The organism is Pseudoalteromonas sp. Xi13 (genome assembly GCF_003952205.1).
GTDB lineage: Bacteria > Pseudomonadota > Gammaproteobacteria > Enterobacterales > Alteromonadaceae > Pseudoalteromonas > Pseudoalteromonas atlantica.
In genome coordinates this window covers 1,002,555-1,018,871 of the sequence record NZ_CP034439.1, presented here as the reverse complement: position 1 = coordinate 1,018,871, position 16,317 = coordinate 1,002,555, and the positions used below count along the sequence as shown (strand labels likewise).

Annotated in this window: 14 protein-coding genes; 6 read left to right on the top strand and 8 right to left on the bottom strand. The window is 41.1% G+C overall.

Going from position 1 to position 16,317, the window contains the following annotated elements; genetic code table 11:
• Positions 1-67: 67 nt before the first annotated feature.
• From EJ103_RS04565 to EJ103_RS04555, 3 genes are all read left to right on the top strand, one after another.
• Complete coding sequence (locus EJ103_RS04565; protein WP_126006278.1) at positions 68-1,570, top strand: deoxyribodipyrimidine photo-lyase; 1,503 nt, start codon at positions 68-70, stop codon at positions 1,568-1,570.
• 1 nt (position 1,571) lies between these two features.
• The gene (locus EJ103_RS04560) at positions 1,572-1,709 is read left to right on the top strand and encodes a DUF2256 domain-containing protein (protein ID WP_126006276.1); all 138 of its coding nucleotides are present in this window, start codon (positions 1,572-1,574) and stop codon (positions 1,707-1,709) included.
• 147 nt (positions 1,710-1,856) lie between these two features.
• Positions 1,857-2,294, top strand: a complete 438-nt coding sequence (locus EJ103_RS04555) for an OsmC family protein (RefSeq protein ID WP_126008718.1) — start codon at positions 1,857-1,859, stop codon at positions 2,292-2,294.
• A 58-nt stretch (positions 2,295-2,352) separates the two neighbouring features.
• Here the strand turns inward: EJ103_RS04555 and EJ103_RS04550 are convergent, their stop codons facing one another.
• The gene (locus EJ103_RS04550) at positions 2,353-2,541 is read right to left on the bottom strand and encodes a 2TM domain-containing protein (protein WP_126006274.1); all 189 of its coding nucleotides are present in this window, start codon (positions 2,539-2,541) and stop codon (positions 2,353-2,355) included.
• 238 nt (positions 2,542-2,779) lie between these two features.
• Between EJ103_RS04550 and EJ103_RS04545 the strand changes: the two genes are divergently transcribed.
• Positions 2,780-3,565: a putative porin gene (locus EJ103_RS04545; RefSeq protein ID WP_126006272.1), complete on the top strand. Its 786-nt coding sequence runs from the start codon at positions 2,780-2,782 to the stop codon at positions 3,563-3,565.
• Between the two features lie 74 nt (positions 3,566-3,639).
• Here EJ103_RS04545 and EJ103_RS04540 read toward each other — a convergent pair whose 3' ends face one another.
• Entirely contained in the window at positions 3,640-5,127 is a 1,488-nt protein-coding gene (locus EJ103_RS04540) for a dipeptidase (RefSeq protein ID WP_126006270.1), read from the bottom strand.
• Between the two features lie 215 nt (positions 5,128-5,342).
• On the opposite strand from EJ103_RS04540, the gene EJ103_RS04535 reads away from it, so the two are divergent.
• Positions 5,343-5,516 carry a DUF2986 domain-containing protein gene (locus tag EJ103_RS04535; RefSeq protein ID WP_004587415.1) on the top strand — a complete coding sequence of 58 codons (174 nt, stop codon included), beginning with the start codon at positions 5,343-5,345 and terminating at the stop codon, positions 5,514-5,516.
• Positions 5,517-5,558: 42 nt separating this feature from the next.
• On the opposite strand, the gene EJ103_RS04530 is transcribed toward EJ103_RS04535, so the two are convergent.
• Together EJ103_RS04530 and EJ103_RS20325 are read right to left on the bottom strand one after the other, a co-directional pair.
• Positions 5,559-7,688 carry a TonB-dependent receptor gene (locus EJ103_RS04530; protein ID WP_126006268.1) on the bottom strand — a complete coding sequence of 710 codons (2,130 nt, stop codon included), beginning with the start codon at positions 7,686-7,688 and terminating at the stop codon, positions 5,559-5,561.
• Between the two features lie 98 nt (positions 7,689-7,786).
• Positions 7,787-9,088, bottom strand: coding sequence for a PAS domain-containing methyl-accepting chemotaxis protein (locus EJ103_RS20325; RefSeq protein ID WP_126006266.1), 1,302 nt, complete (start codon positions 9,086-9,088; stop codon positions 7,787-7,789).
• Positions 9,089-9,458: 370 nt separating this feature from the next.
• On the opposite strand from EJ103_RS20325, the gene EJ103_RS04520 reads away from it, so the two are divergent.
• Entirely contained in the window at positions 9,459-10,661 is a 1,203-nt protein-coding gene (locus EJ103_RS04520; RefSeq protein ID WP_004587418.1) for an MFS transporter, read from the top strand.
• 69 nt (positions 10,662-10,730) lie between these two features.
• Here EJ103_RS04520 and EJ103_RS04515 read toward each other — a convergent pair whose 3' ends face one another.
• The 4 genes from EJ103_RS04515 to EJ103_RS04500 all read right to left on the bottom strand — a co-directional run bounded on the left by EJ103_RS04515 (position 10,731) and on the right by EJ103_RS04500 (position 16,211).
• A complete protein-coding gene (locus EJ103_RS04515; protein ID WP_004587419.1) occupies positions 10,731-11,780 on the bottom strand; it encodes an NAD(P)-dependent alcohol dehydrogenase in 1,050 nt (349 codons plus the stop codon).
• Between the two features lie 203 nt (positions 11,781-11,983).
• Positions 11,984-12,697 (bottom strand): DUF1499 domain-containing protein, encoded by a 714-nt coding sequence (locus EJ103_RS04510; protein WP_126006264.1) that lies wholly within the window; start codon positions 12,695-12,697, stop codon positions 11,984-11,986.
• A gap of 256 nt (positions 12,698-12,953) precedes the next feature.
• Positions 12,954-14,294: a DUF1501 domain-containing protein gene (locus EJ103_RS04505; RefSeq protein WP_126006262.1), complete on the bottom strand. Its 1,341-nt coding sequence runs from the start codon at positions 14,292-14,294 to the stop codon at positions 12,954-12,956.
• Between the two features lie 9 nt (positions 14,295-14,303).
• Entirely contained in the window at positions 14,304-16,211 is a 1,908-nt protein-coding gene (locus EJ103_RS04500) for a DUF1800 domain-containing protein (RefSeq protein WP_126006260.1), read from the bottom strand.
• Positions 16,212-16,317 lie beyond the last annotated feature (106 nt).

Sequence of the window (16,317 nt, the reverse complement as noted above, 5' to 3'; positions counted from 1 at the left end):
CGTACTGCAAATCGTAAATGCGCTGTAATGCGTACAGTATTTCATAACTGCAGCCACTTTTTTAAATATGCGCGAAAAAATAAACATAGTGTGGTTTAAACGCGATTTACGCCTTAGCGACCATCAACCACTTAAAAATGCATTTAGTGATGATTTACCCACGTTACTGCTATACAACTTTGAGCCACTAATGCTTGAGGATGCACATTATAATGCGCGCCATTGGTGTTTTGTTTATCAATCAATAGGCGAAATAAATCAGCAGCTAACTCGCTACAAAGCAACGCTGTATATTTTTAACCAAGACATGCTGACACTGTTAAACACGCTTAATCAAACATACCAAATAGCAAACATATTTAGCCATCAAGAAATTGGCTTAAACAATACCTTTGAGCGCGATAAAGCCGTTGCTATATGGTGTAAAGCTAACAAAGTTAACTGGCTTGAGTCACAAACGGGCGGCGTTATTCGTGGCAAAAAAAACCGTAAAGATTGGAACGCACGCTGGCAACAAACAATGCAGGCCCCTATTGCTATTCCTAATTGGAAAAACATAAAAACCATTACACTTAATAACTACCAACCCCCTAAATTACCCGACAGCTACACGCAAAATGATGACAACTTTCAAGTTGGTGGGCCTTTAACTGCGCACACAATATTGCAAAGCTTTTTTGCTGAGCGCGGTAAGGGATATCAAAAAGGCATATCTAGCCCCAGCTTAAGCCGTATTCATTGCTCTAGGCTTTCGCCTTATTTAGCGTGGGGTAATATTAGCCTTAAACAGGTTTATCAAACGGCTATTGATGTATACCATGCAAAACACCCAAGCAAAAAAGGATGGAAGCGCCCGATTGCTGCATTTGTATCGCGCTTGCATTGGCACTGCCATTTTATGCAAAAGTTTGAAAGTGAGAGTACGATGGAATTTACAGCGCTCAATGCGGGGTATCATCAGTTCCCATATAGAAACGATGACAACGTACAACACGATATTGAGCGCTGGGCACAAGGCCAAACGGGTATACCTATTATTGATGCCTGTATGCGCTGCTTAAAAACCACGGGCTATATTAATTTTAGAATGCGCGCTATGTTGGTTAGCTTTGTAACGCATCATTTAAATATAAGCTGGCAGCAGGCAAGCTTACCTTTGGCAAATTACTTTTTAGACTTTGAACCTGGCATTCATTACCCACAAATACAAATGCAGGCCTCAGTTACGGGTATTAACACCATTAGGCATTACAACCCAATTAAGCAATCTGAAGATCAAGACCCAACCGGCGCCTTTATTAAAAAATGGTGCCCCGAACTTGAAAAGCTGCCGACAGAATATTTACACGAGCCTTGGCAACAAACACCAATGGAAGCGCTGTTTAACGACTTTAAACTTGGTGAAGACTACCCCGAGCCCATGCTTGATTTAACTCAAGCCTCCAAACAAGCGCGCGAACGTTTATGGCAATACCGCGAGCGCGCCGATGTTAAACGTGCAATTCCTAACATATTAAAAAAGCATGTAGGGCTTACTCGCACACAAAAAAACACCACAAAAAGTAATTAATATGCCACATAAAAAAAGCCACTTACCACAAAAAATGTGCCCTGTTTGCAACAAGCCTTTTGCGTGGCGTAAAAAGTGGCAGCGCGATTGGGATAACGTTATTTACTGCTCAGAGCGCTGTAAACGTAATAAAAAGTAAAAGGTATTAATCCTTTATGCTATGCGTGAGCTGGCGTCTATTTTGCAATGGTATGAATAACTCGGCTTTTAAGGCTGTATTTAGGTGTTTTATGTAAATAGCACTTACTCAGCCTGAAAAGCTTACATGCAACGCAAGGAGAAGATGATGACGATTAAAAAAACGGCAAACTCAACCTGGTCAGGCGATATTAAAACAGGTAAAGGCAGTATTTCTACACAAAGCGGCGCACTTGATAAACAACCATTTGGTTTTAATACTCGCTTTGAAGACGAGCCTGGTTCTAACCCAGAAGAATTAGTGGGAGCTGCGCACAGTGCCTGCTTTAGTATGGCGCTTTCACTTGCACTTGGCGATGCCGGTTTTAAAGCCGATAAAATTGATACTAAAGCCACTGTAAGCCTTGATGAGGTTGATGACGGCTTTGCAGTCACCCATATAGCGCTTGAAGTAAACGCACGTATTAAAGATATTGCTAACGAGCAATTTCAAGCATTGTGTGAGCAAACTAAAAAAGGCTGCCCTATTTCAAAGCTACTTAATACCGAAATCTCCCTAAAAGCAACGCTCGACTCAACCGCATAAAACGTAATTTTTAAACCTTACGGTTTTTCGCGTTAAGCCAGGTAACCTGTTACTTGGCTTAACACTCATCCCTAACCCTTTTTGAGTTATTTGAGTTTAACAACTCATTTAGCAATGCAATGCCCATCCCTAAAGCAGGCCATACTACCCATAAATAATTTGGCGATGTAATTAAGTTTATCGCGGTCAAAAATACCAAAGCCACAAAGTAACGTTTTAAATTATCAAAAAATGTTGGTGTATTCATGTTTGCTCTCCTCTTAAAATGTAAGGTTATTATTGCCTTAATTTTTAAGCCTGAAAGGTGCTATTTGTCATCAGTTAATATGACATTAGTCATAAATTTATAGCGACCCCTTCAAGCGCATCTCTACAAATACTTATACAAACATACAGTTACTTACAATTATTTAAATGTATTCTAAAGAGTATTTAATATAATACCTTTTCTAGATACACCTATTTAATTATAAGAAAGGATACTTATGCGCTACTTAATACCACTCTCTTTGCTTGCACTTAGCTGTGCAGCGTCAGTAAACGCTGAACAATCAGCATCAAAGCAATGGTTTAATACAATCAACTACGCAAAAATAGATTCACGCTATTACAGCGATAATGTGTACGGATTATCTACGCATTATTACTTTGAAGAGCAACAAAGCTCGGGAGTGTGGGATGATTATGGCTACCTAGATACAGATAGTAATATAGGCTTAAATTACTTTAATTCAGATGGTTATAGTGGAAAAGGGATTTTTGGAGAAGGCTTTTACGGTAATGCTTTTGCAACCATAGAGCTGCCTAATATTGGCGATACTGATACCTATTCACTTGGCATAGGTTACTTATTTGCTGATTCGCTAAAAGTATCTGCACGTATGGTAGATTACGAATATGGCGATACAGTTTATTTATTTAAAGCCCAATATAATCACCAAATTAATGACACCGACTACATTGGTTTTACTGTTGAGACGGATGATGAAATAGAGTCGTGGGACTTATCATCTCGTTACTTTGCTCACCTTTACGATGAACGCTACTTTACTATAAATGCTGACTATCTCGATGCTGGCGATGATTCAATTTTTAATGTGTTGGCAAATTATTACTTTAATAAGCATGTTGCAGTTGGCGTTGGTTTATACGACTCAGATTTAGTTGTTGAAGGTAAATACTTTATTAACGATAACTACTATTTTACAGCTAATTACACCGATAACGATGACTACGATATATACAATCTCAGTTTTGTAGCTCAGTTTTAGTAAATACAAAAAAGCCGCCTTGCTGGAGTCACTTCAGCTAAATAAGGCGGCTTTTATATTAAAACAGCTATAACTTACATATTACCTAGCTCTATCATCATTGCGGTATACATACGTAAATTAAGCGCTAATTGCTCAAGCGTAATAAATTCATGCTCTGAGTGGCCGGTATAACGTTTGCCTGGCATTGAAGGGCCAAACGATACTGCATTATCAAATAATTTTGCGTTAGTGCCTCCGCCAATTGATACAAAGTCAGCTTGTTCGTCACCTGTAAAATGTTTAAAAATATCAAGCAGCTTTTGTGCGTGCGGCGCGTTATCTAACAGCATGGGTGTACCAATAATGGTCTCGACTTTAGTAAGCGTTACGTTATTTGCAGTTTCCCATTCCTTAATCGCACTGTTTATTTGCGCTTTAAGTAGGTTTTCATCTTTACCAACTGGGCGGCGCGCGTTAATGGCTAACGTTAGTGCACTACCATCGCGTTCAATTACGGTAGGGGCTACGCTCATTGGGCCCATGAATTCATGCTCGTAGGCAATATTACCAAATTGCTTACCATGAATATCTAAACCAATTAATTGATTTACAAATTTTATAAGCTGGCCATCGCTATTATTTTCAAGTGCTACGTCTTTAAATAGCTCGCTCAGGTGAGCAATAGCATTAACGCCCGACTCTGGCTCTGATGAGTGCGCTGACACCCCTTTTACAGTTATTTTTAAGCCTTCAGCTTGCTCTTCAAAGTTAAACTCAACTTCACTAAGTGTTTTAGCTTTAGCTTTTAATGAGTTAATAACTGCAGCGCTTGCGTTATGCAGCACTAAGCTTGCATCTTCTGGTATTTGGCTTTTAAACGCGCCACCCGCTAAATCACTCACATACATACCGGTTTGTTTTGAGGTAGCATCAAAAGTAGGAGCAATTAAGCTCCAGCCTTTCTCGGCTACTACAACTGGGTATGATGCATCAATGGTTACGGCGTATTTGGGCTGCTCGTAGGTTTTCATAAATTCTGTAAGCGGGCCCCAGTCAGATTCCTCGGCTAGGTAAATCATCAGCTCTATGCGGTTATTAAGCTCTATGCCTTTATCTTTAATCGCTTTCATGGCGTATAGTGCGGTGGCTATTGCGCCTTTGTCGTCTTCTGTGCCTCGCCCAACTAATTTGCCAGGCTCTGAGGTATCAATAATAAATGGGCTTTGTTTCCACTTACTGGCATTGGCAGGTTGTACGTCTCCGTGGGTTACAACGGTAACCTTTTCGTTTTGATCTCCCATGCCTATAAGCACGGTGTAGCCTAGGTCTTGGTAATCAAACCCAAGCTCTGCAGCTTTCATTTTTAATACAGATTTGAAATTAATAAAGTCAGGATTTTGTGGCGCGGGTATCGACTCTTTATTTACCGTAGGAAAAGCCACTAAATTAGTTAACGTGTGAATTTGTGATTGTTGATAAGTATTAACAGCGTAATCGGCAACACTATCAATATTTGTATGTAATTGTGCATGTGCGCTAAAAGCAAATAAAGCACTGCAAAGCAAAGCTAACTTTTTCAAAACGTATCCTTTTGTATGAATCATTACTACCAATGCGCAATAATAAATCGCTTAAATAATTAAATTGGTATTAAAGCTAAATTATACCGCCAAGCAATAGTATTAAATAGACCTTTGCGGCAGGGTTACAACAATCGCGCTTTAAATTTAGATAGCGGCTTACATTGCATTGGTTGTATAATGCGCGACCTTAATTAATCAGAGTATTAGTACTAATGAACCGCCGCAAAAAAATTGTCACCAAATTTCAGAAAAAAGATAAACGTGCTAATGCTAAATTGCATAAAAGTAATAAACCGGCGTATGTATCAAAAGCAGAGCGTGAAAAACTAGCTTTAGAGGCGCAGCAAACAACCAACGCCGAGCAAGTTACGCCAACATCTGATTAAACTAAAGCGCCAAGCAACCTATTCTCAACGCTTTATATGGGTTTAAAATGCGTAACTGGCACTTATATTAAATGAGCGCCCTTGCCCAGCTAATTGAGTAAACCCCGTGCTGCTACCTTGCTTAAGCGCTGCAATACTTACCCCGCCTAGGGGTAATTGATAAAACGTATCAAATAAGTTTACCACCTCAATACCCAGCGTAAGCGCATCAAAAGTAGCTTTAGAGCTTATATTAACTAAGCTGTAACTAACGGTTTGGTTTTCTAAGCGGTTAACATCAACGCGTGATTTTGTATCCACCCAGTGCCACAACAGTGCATTTTCAAATACCCCTATTTGCTGGCTTAATGAGAGCGCTGTATGTAACGGCTTAATTTGATAAAGCGGTTGGTTAGTGTCGCGGCGCTTACCACGAGTGCTCGTTATGTTTGCTTTTAATTGCCATTCGCCAAACTGTGTTGATTGATAAAGTGACTTACTTATATCAAGCTTTGCGCCATAAAGTGTGGCGTCAACATTAGTAAAGCTTAAAATGTTACGTGTTGTATTTGCTAATCCATAACTATTAAAACTACGTACAATATCTGCATCAATGTAGTCCGTTACATCGGTGTACCACACATTAGCACTTACCCGCCACGCATCATTTTTTGCTGTTTTTGAATACGTTGCACTGATGGTATGGGCGGTTTCAGCTTTGAGGTTTGGGTTACCAATATAACCATTAGCGTCGCCGTACCAGCCAATCATAGTGCTTGCCATATTACTTACACCCCAACTGTAACGCTCATATAAATTAGGGGCTCGGCTTTTACGGGCAAGGCCTAATTGCAGCTCGTCATATAGTGTAACTTGGTAATTAGCTAACACATTTACATCAACTAAGGTGTCGGTTATGTCTCTATCGGCATTGTTAAAGTTATTGGCAGCTAGCGCATTATTGGCAGTTGTCATTGCGCTCATACTGCCCATATTCATCATGCCATCGTTATAGGCTTGTACTTCATCAACCTGTGTATTAACACCCTCAACCCTTAAACCCGTATTTAACCAGAGCTTGTTATTGATTTGGCTTTCATATTCTACAAATAAGGCAATACGCTCACGCTTACCGCTATTAATATTTATATAATCATTTGGCCCCATCATAGTTGAGCCTTCAATCGCCGGCCACCAATCATCAATGCGGTAATTATAATATTCTTGTCCAAGTAGTAATGAGCTATTTTGATCAAGTGTAAGGCGCCATTTAAGCCGTGTACTTATGTCTTTTGCATCTGTTTTCATGGGCATCATGCCGGTTTTTTCTTTACTAAAAAAACCCATTTCGTGTTTAACGCTGTGCCAATTAACTTGCCCTTGTAGCTCGCTGTTTTCAAAACTGCGCTTATATTGGGCAATAGCGCCATAACTGGTGTTATCAGTCATATCCATGTACTGGTTAGCAAAACCCTGATACGGTATTTTTTGATGCGTAAGCTTTATCACAACTTGCTGTTTATCGTCACGTATCGCGCCAGTTAGGCTGTGGTTTTGAGCCCGATATAATGTATCTAGTACCACATTCCCCTTTCCATCTTTGTAGCTGTTGGCATCACTAAACGACCCTTGGTAATTAAGGCTCACAGTATCGCTTGCTAAACGTGCTCCCAAACCTAGTTTTTGGCCGTTATCAACACTGCTGTACTTAGCCGAGACATAGCCTGAGTGCCATGCTAACTCACTACTTTCGCTATATTGTGGTGAAATTGAGTTAACGCTTATTACACCTGCAATGTTATCGCCACCAGCACTCACTGGCGAAACACCAGCAACTACTTTGTAAGCCATTACTTGATTAGCTGATACGTAAGAAAGAGGTGGGTTCATCTGATTAGCGCACGCTGCAGTAACCTCTGCGCCATCAATCAGTACTTTTACTCTATCGCCCATTAAACCATTTAAAATAGGTAAGTTAGACACCCCGCCCGCAGCCGAAAAATCAACACCTAAATTGCTAAGCATTGCCTCTGACGAACCAAGCGATAAGTGCTTATTGTGTACCTGTCCATGCACTTCAATAATTTCTAAAGTGTTATCATCTGCAAATACTGCAGGAGAAAAAAGGCCAGTTAATAAAAGTGCTAAAGGAGAGAATAAATAAGAATGTTGGATATGTTGAATATGAGCCATTTATAATTTATGCCACTGTTATATATGGCATAAATTATACAATGTAGTTACAAGTTTAGAGCGCGACAAAATGTCGCACTTTGAGAACTTACTGCCACTTAACTCGCGTTAAGCTTAGACACTGTTGCAGAAACAGCATCTGCGCCGCGTTCTATTTCTTGAATTACTTCTGAGACTTTCGCTATTAGCTCTCGGCCTTGCTCTGAGGAATCAGAGACGGAGGTGATTTGCTTTGAAATATCGTTAGTCAGCTCTTGGTTGTTTTTAACTACGGTTGCAATTTCGTTGGTTGAACTGCTGGTGCTTGCTGCAAGCTGCCTAACTTCATCGGCTACCACGGCAAAGCCGCGCCCGTACTCGCCCGCTCGGGCGGCTTCAATGGCTGCATTTAACGCCAATAAATTAGTTTGATCGGCAATACTGCTTATGGTCGACACAATAGAGCCGATAACTGCTGACTGCTCATTCAGGTTTTTAATTAAATCAACCGATTTAAGTACTTGGCTTACAATTGCATCTGAGTTTGCAATTGCATCATGTAATATATCTGAGCCCGTTTTTGCCGTTTGCGCACTCGACACCGCCGATTCATACGCAATTTGTGCGGCCTCACTAACGGCTTCGTTGTCTTTTATGCGATCGGTAATATTAGAGGCAAACTTCACTATTTTTATCACTTTGCCTTTATTATCTAAAATGGGGTTATAAGTTGCCTCTAGCCATATTTGCGAGCCATCAGAGGTTATGCGTTTAAACTTACCCGACTTAAACTGTCCATCGCTTAGCTCTTCCCAAAACCGAGGGTTATTTTGATAAAAAGAATCAGTACAAAACATTTTGTGATGCTTGCCAACTATTTCTGCAAGTGAATAACCCACCGTAGATAAAAAGTTTTGATTTGCTTTAATTATAGTGCCATCGGGGTTAAATTCTATTGTAGCCAGCGCCTTATCAAGCGCTTCGGTGAGCGCTTCTTGAGATTTTCGCTGTACATAATTTTTTGTAATATCCGACGCTATTTTAATAACCTTAGTAACCACCCCGTTTACTTCAACAGGAAAATAAGTAGCCTCTAGCCATAGCTTTTCGCCATTAGCGTTAAATCGCATAAAGGTACCGCTTGTTGAGTTTGCCCCTTGTAGTGCTTGCCAAAATTGGCTGTACTCACTCGACTTAGCGTAGTCTGAATCGCAAAAAATCCGGTGGTGCTTGCCTATTACCTCTTCTCTTTTGTAGCCTACGGTATCTAAAAAAAGCTCATTAGCGTCTAAAATTTTTCCCTCGGGTGTAAATTCAATATACGCTACATGGTTATAAATAGCGGATAGTACTGATTTACTTTCATTGAGTTGACGTTCCAATTCTTCAACTTTGGCGTTATCTTTTCGTAGACCAAACATGTGTTAAACCTTTAGGGAATAATAATAGGATGACAATAACAAACAAATATAAAAATAATATGTAAGCTAGCAATAAATGTAATAACTTTGTAAATATAGGTGTTTTTTAGTTTTTCTGCGAGCAATTAAAAACTTGCTAGTGAGCTGCTTTTTAAAAACTTTTTATAAATTAACCCAATAAGTCACACTTTATAGCAATTAACAAAAGTAAAACAAGCCAAAAATACTATTTTTTATACATGACGCAGTACACTTTTTAACTTAAAATAGCCATCTCACTGACACACTCCACACCTAATATATGTTTACTCTCCACGCAATTAATGTGTGGCTATTCACTATTTTTAAAATCAAAGTTAAAGGATCTTCTATGAGTGCAGATGTTGCGTCGGCATCTAATCAGTTAAATAAAGCTGCTATTTTATTAGTGTTAGCACTAGGTACGTTTATTTTAGGATTATCAGAATTTTCAATGATGCCTATGCTGCCGCTGATCAGTGAAACGTTTGGCTCAACCCCTTCGCAAAGTGGCTATGCAATTAGCGCCTATGCTATTGGTGTTGTGGTAGGCGCGCCGGTATTAATGCTTACAACGGCCAATATGCGAAAACGCAAAGCTTTGCTGATTTTTTTAAGCCTAATGTGTATTTCTAATGGTTTGAGTGCATTAGCAACCTCATTAGAGCAGCTCGTTATTTTTCGCTTTTTAAGCGGCTTACCTCACGGCGCTTACTTTGGTGCCGCTATTTTGCTTGCCTCCGATATTGCCCCTTCGGGTAAACGCGCAAGCTTTATGTCAAAAGTATTTATGGGCTTAACCATTGCAACCATCGTTGGCGTGCCTATTGTTACCTTGGTGGGGCAAAATCTAAGCTGGCGTTATTGTTTAGGTGGCGCTGCGGTTTTAGCGTTTATTGCGTTTATATTTGTATACAAAGTAGTGCCAAATATCGATAACGCTAAGCCATCTAACTTACTTAACGAGTTTGGCGTACTTAAAAATAAACTGGTGTGGTCTATTTTAGGTATTGTTATTATTGGCTTTGGCGGCGTGTTTTGTATTTACACTTACATTGCCGATACAATTTTAGATGTAACTAAAACAGCCCCTTACACAATTTCTATCGCTATGGTGATGTTTGGTATTGGGTGTACGTTAGGTAATTACATATTAGGTAAAGCGGCCGATAAATCTGCCATTAAAACCACAGGCCTTGCACTGGTGTGCACCATCGTATTTGCAATTGCCTACGTTAGCGCAAGTTACAATATTTGGATGCTGTATGCGGTTATATTTTTTATTGGTTGCAGTGTAGGTTTGGCAACGCTTATTCAATCTTTATTAATGGATGTAGCCCCAGAGGGCCATGCAATGATTGGTGCATTAGTACAATGCGCATTTAACACCGCAAATGCTATCGGCCCTTGGGTTGGCGGGGCTGTTATTGCACAAGGTGCAGCGCCTAACCAAACAGGTTATGTCGCAGCGGCGTTGTTTTTAGGTGGCTTAGTAATGTGGTTTTTAAGCTACTTGCAACTTAATAAACAACAACCCGCAGCACAAACGTGTTAAGCATATAAAAAGAGCGGCTAATACAATTAGCCGCTCTTTTACTTTAATAAGGGTATTTAATCACCCACCTTACTGGGCCTCTAACGACGCCATATCAATAACAAAACGATAGCGTACGTCTGATTTTTCCATTCGCTCATACGCGGTGTTTATTTGGTCAATATTAATCATTTCGCACTCTGGCAATACGTTATTTTTGCCGCAGAAATCTAGCATCTGCTGGGTTTCTTCTATCCCACCAATCAGTGATCCTGCGATGCGGCGGCGACCCATTAAAAGAGGCACAGTGTTTAGCTCTTCTACGGGGCCAACTTGCCCAACAATAACTAGCGTCCCATCTATGTCTAATAAGGGTGTGTAAATAGACAAATCGTGCTTAACAGGTACGGTGTCAATAATAATATCAAAAGCCGACTGCGACGCTTTCATTGCATCTTCGTCAGTCGACACTAAATAATGCTGCGCGCCAAGTTTTACTGCGTCATCTTTTTTAGACTCACTTCGCCCAACCACTGTTACACTCGCGCCCATGGCTACGGCATTTTTAACAGCCATGTGACCTAAGCCACCAAGCCCTACAACGGCAACACGGCTGCCTTTTGTAACGCCCCACTTATGTAATGGAGAGTAAGTAGTGATACCTGCACATAATAAAGGGGCAACGCGCGAAAGCTCTAGATTTTCAGGGACTGATAGTACAAATTCTTCACGAACAACAATATGTTTAGAATAGCCACCTTGGGTCATCTCGCCGGTTTCTCTATCTTTACCTGCGTATGTGCCTACCATGCCTTCTTGGCAGAATTGCTCTTCGCCGTTATCACACTGTTTGCAGCTTTGGCATGAATCAACCATGCAGCCTACCGCTACCGTGTCACCTTTTTCATAGTTTTTAACAGCGCTGCCAATGGCTTTTACTTTACCTACAATTTCGTGCCCAGGGACTAACGGGTAACGGCTGCCTCCCCAGTCATTGCGCACTGCATGTAAATCAGAGTGGCATACGCCACAATATAAAATTTCAATTTCTACATCGTTATCGCGTAAATCGCGGCGCTCAAAAGTATATTCACCTAGTTGCGCACCTTCGCTTTTTGCTGCATATCCTACTGTTTTCATAACAACTCCATAGTCTGTAAAAATTTAAGTCGTCTACCTTTTCGCTTATTTAAGTGCTTTATTTTAAAACCAATCCCATAAGGGCTGCCTCTAAAAATAATACCGGTATGCACTTTGATGTGGTTCACCCTAACGCCGGCGCAGTGAATGCACCCTGACCAAAAAAGCCCAACAAGGTTGGGCTTTTTTAACTTAAATGTTGGTTACTTATCCAGTAACGTATTTATCTCATCAATGAGTGAATGTATACGTTCAGCATTTTTTCCTAAATCGCTGCGCCCCACGCGTGACTTACTGCGTATATCGACAAAGCGCTGGCTGCCTTCATCATTGATACGCACAACTACATCGTCTTTAAAACCAAACCATGTGGTGGTATCCGTTGCTTCTACAATGCCCGTAGCCGCATTAACATTAACAAGCTCAAACCCTAAATTTTTAACCGCTTGCTCGGTAGCAGCCAATAAGTCTGCTTTTGATTGTGCATAATTTAGTGTTTTTAGCTCAGGGTAAGCTTTGCGTTGCTGCGTGGCTGTTTCTTCTCCTGCGTATTCAGCTGGGTTTTTAGCATCCGCTCGCAGCGGTACAATTGCCACAAATTTTGGCGGGTTAATTAAATCTGTCGAAATATCATGGATCGCGGGTACGCTTTTAGCCTTGCTCATCATGCTCAGTGGCATTGCAATCGCGATGGCTGCAAACACCAACGACATTAAAGTGCTGCCCATGCTAAGCGTTTTACGCATAAAAATAACCTGTATAACAAGCAGCACTAATGCAGCGCCACCCACATACACAGCAAATCTAAACCCTGCAAACGCAGTACTTAGTTCAACAACCCCATACTTATATAAAGGCCCTGGCAGTAAAACGAGTAAAAAAGCGATTAAACTTACTAAGCTCACTAAAATTTTCATTATTATGATTCCTTTATCATGTGTGATCTTTAATTTTAAGTATTTGAAACCAGTACATTATACTGCCAAGCACTGGGTTTAGATTACAATTAACAGCCAACGCCACTTTATAGTGATACTTAAGTGCTTTAAATAATAAATTTTGTTCAAAAACCTTAAAATAAGCTAATTAAAACAACTAAATAACGAATTTTTATTATCAAGCAGCGGCGCTTTAACCTTAAACTAACGAACCTAGGCTGGCGTGTCAGTATCATTACACAAAAAAGTCTAAGGTCGCGCTGTTAAAGTTACTTAAATTTGGAAAAATATCAACCAGCTCCGAAACAGGCACGCCAAACCACTGCGCTAACGTTGCAAAGTATTGCTCGTTAGCCACTTGCGGAATTAACCGCCCGCCACCGGTATCGTATTCGCCCTCTAATTGCTGAGTAAGTAACTGGCCATAAATAGAACGTCCTTTTACCGCGCCGCCCATTACTATTTGATTACCCGCCCAGCCATGGTCGGTGCCATCGCCGTTTGAGGTGAGCGTGCGGCCAAAGTCCGACATAGTAAACGTGGTGACTTTATCATTCATGTTTAGCTCTTTCATGGCACTGTTAAACTCGCTGAGTCCTTGAGCTAGCGTATTTAATAACGCAGGGTGCGCAGTAAGCTGATCATCGTGGGTGTCAAACCCCCCCATAGAGACAAAAAATACTTGGCGCTGAGTACTTAACGACGACTGCACACTAATTGCTTTGGCCACCGCGGCTAATTGCTCACTCAAGCTAGTATCGCTAAAGGTGGTAGTAAGCGCTGGGGCTTGTTCAAGCGCACTGTTCATCGTTTGCGTGTTGGTAATTGCGCTATTTAAGCCATTTGCATATTCACGCCCTAGTACATGGCTTGCATTGCCTAACAAGCGATTCATTATGTTAGTAACGTGCTCAGTGCGGGGCTGATAACCTCCAAAGGCGTTAATTGTGCTTATGCCACTTTTGTTGAGCGCAAAGGCACTGGTATTTGTGCCTGTTTGCCATAAATTAGTGCCATCGAGAGAGATATTTGCCGCAAACTGATCCTCTACAGCTAATCGCTCTAGCATACGTGCGCCCCACCCACTGTTTAAAGAGGCTTTTTCTCGGCCGTACATCCATGACGCTTGCTGATCGTTATGCGAAAATAAATGCTTAGGTAAAGGCACCGCGTTATTTTTGTAATCTGTTAATGTGGTGGGAGTAAGTAAAGTGCCTACGCCACCAACAAAGGCTAAATCATCCGACTCAAACACGCTCTGTAAAGGCGCAAGTGAGGGATGAATTCCCACGCCACCTGCAAACTGCTGAGAAACACTTAACGCTAGCGGATTGTCTACTGCGAGGTTTTGCCGGCTTTGCTCGTATAAACTACGCTGCTCTCCCTCAAGGGGTAGCAACATATTAAGTGAGTCGTTTCCGCCGTATAAAAATACACACACTAGGGCTTTATAATCACCGAGTTCTATTGCATTAGTTGCCCCCGTTAACGCTTGTAGCTGCAAACTGGTTAAAGCGGCTGCCGATACCCCGCCTTTTAAACATAATGACAAAAAGTCTCTTCTATTTAGGCTCATTATGCGCTCCTAATACTGCACGTTAAATTCAGGTGAAATAGCAATCATGTATAACAAGTACGAAACCCTCACACGGTACTGATCCTCGTCAAAGTAGGCATCTAAATCGAGTAAAGCTTGTGTAGTGTCAGCGCTCATATTGCCGGCAAAATACAGGGTATTATATTGCTCTATCAGTGCGCTAATGCCATTTTGCGCCAAGTAATCCATATCGCTTTGAACATAAACATAAATTCCTGCAGGGTTTAACTCGGTATGCGCTTCGGCTGTACTCCAAACCAAACTTGCAAATAAGGCATTCATTGTGCCTATTAAAGTCGCATCGTTGGCTATTTGTAATTCAGGCGCTACCAAACCTTGGGTGCGTAACGCCGCACTTTGGTAATCGGGTCTAAAAAAGTTAAATACAGAGCCCGACTGCATGGGGCCTTGCCCATAGCTATCGACTAAGTTCCACGTTTTATAATAACCTTGCTGCGACTTCGCATTAAGGTTTCGCCAAAACTGCACAGTTTTTAAAAGTGGTTCTTTAATTTTACCTTGATAGCTAAGTACACTGCCAAAATGGCGTGCTTCGTCATCTAAATAAATAGCTTTAACAACTGCGGCTAAATCGCCTCGTACACCGCTTCCATTATCGTTAAATACACGTGCAACGCGCTCTACATATTGCGCAGTAGGGTTTGAGGTAATTAACCGCTGAATAAGCTGCTTAGAAATAAACGGTGCTACGTTGTCGTGATTAAATAAATTATCGAGGGCTATTTTTAGCGACTCCTCTGGGCCATAACCAGGCGGTATAACCTCATTATTTAATAGTACTTTTTCTTTGCTCGAATGGTATTCGCTGTAAGCTTGCATAGGGTTTATATAATCGCGGCTTTTGCGTTTAAAGGTTTCGCTGCCGTCAAATGTCCAGCCTGTAAATACACGCGCAAACCCCTGTATTTGAGCCTGTCCGTAAGTTGCTATGCTATTACCGTTTGCATCTAGCTTAGCGGAGCCATCAAGGTTTAACTCATCTAGGCCAATGGTAAATAATTGCATAACCTCACGGGCGTAATTTTCATCTGGGCGAATATTAAGTGCTTCATCAGCTTTTTCGTTCCCTAAATGGCTTAGGTACGTGCCCATAATTGGCGAAAGCGTTACCTCTTCAAGTAACTCTCTAAAATTGCCAAACGCATGTTTGAGCAATAAATCGTAGTAAGTGATCATGCCCTCTGGTTGTGCACGTAAATCGCTATTTTCATCCGATACGACCAATATTTCACTCAGTGCAAATGCAACGCGTTGGCGTAGTTGGTCGTCACTTTGTAGCACCGCTTTCCACCATGCATCTATTCGGCTTATATATTTAAAGTCTTCGTCATCTTCAAGTTTTACCAAGTAGTTTCGATGGTACCTAACTGGCAGTGCTATTTGGTTATCGAGCCATTGTTGCTCACTTAAACCTTGAGCACTGTTTATTTCAGCAAGCGTTGGGCCCATGCTAGCTTGGTGTAATAACCTAGCGGCGCTGTGTATGTCCATGCTGTTTTTGGCTACAAATGTAACGGTTTGAGTGTTTGTTGCCCCTTCATTATCGGTGGCTGTTACGCTAAATGAGTACGTTATAGGCTCATAACTTTGCGCAGCGGGTATAGTAAGGCGGGTACTTAACGCATCTAATGGTTCATTCAATAACGTGGTGCCCGCAGTTTGTTGCCAAACCACACTGCTTATTGTGCCGTCTTCATCGCTTGCTGTTGCAATTAGCTCAATGGTTTGGCCTTTAGTTAATTCGCTGGGTATGTCGGCAACCGACAAGGTAGGAATTTTATTTGAATTGACGGTGGGCGTGTCATCGCCGCCTGAGCCACCACAGGCGCTTAGCAATAAAGCACAACTTGCTAATAAAACTGATTTGTAATGCATGTTAAATCATCATCGTAAATTAAAGAAGGTACGCGTGTATGTACCGAGTTTGATACGATTATTGAAACACAAAATTTACAATTTAACCTTTTATTTTTTGTAACCG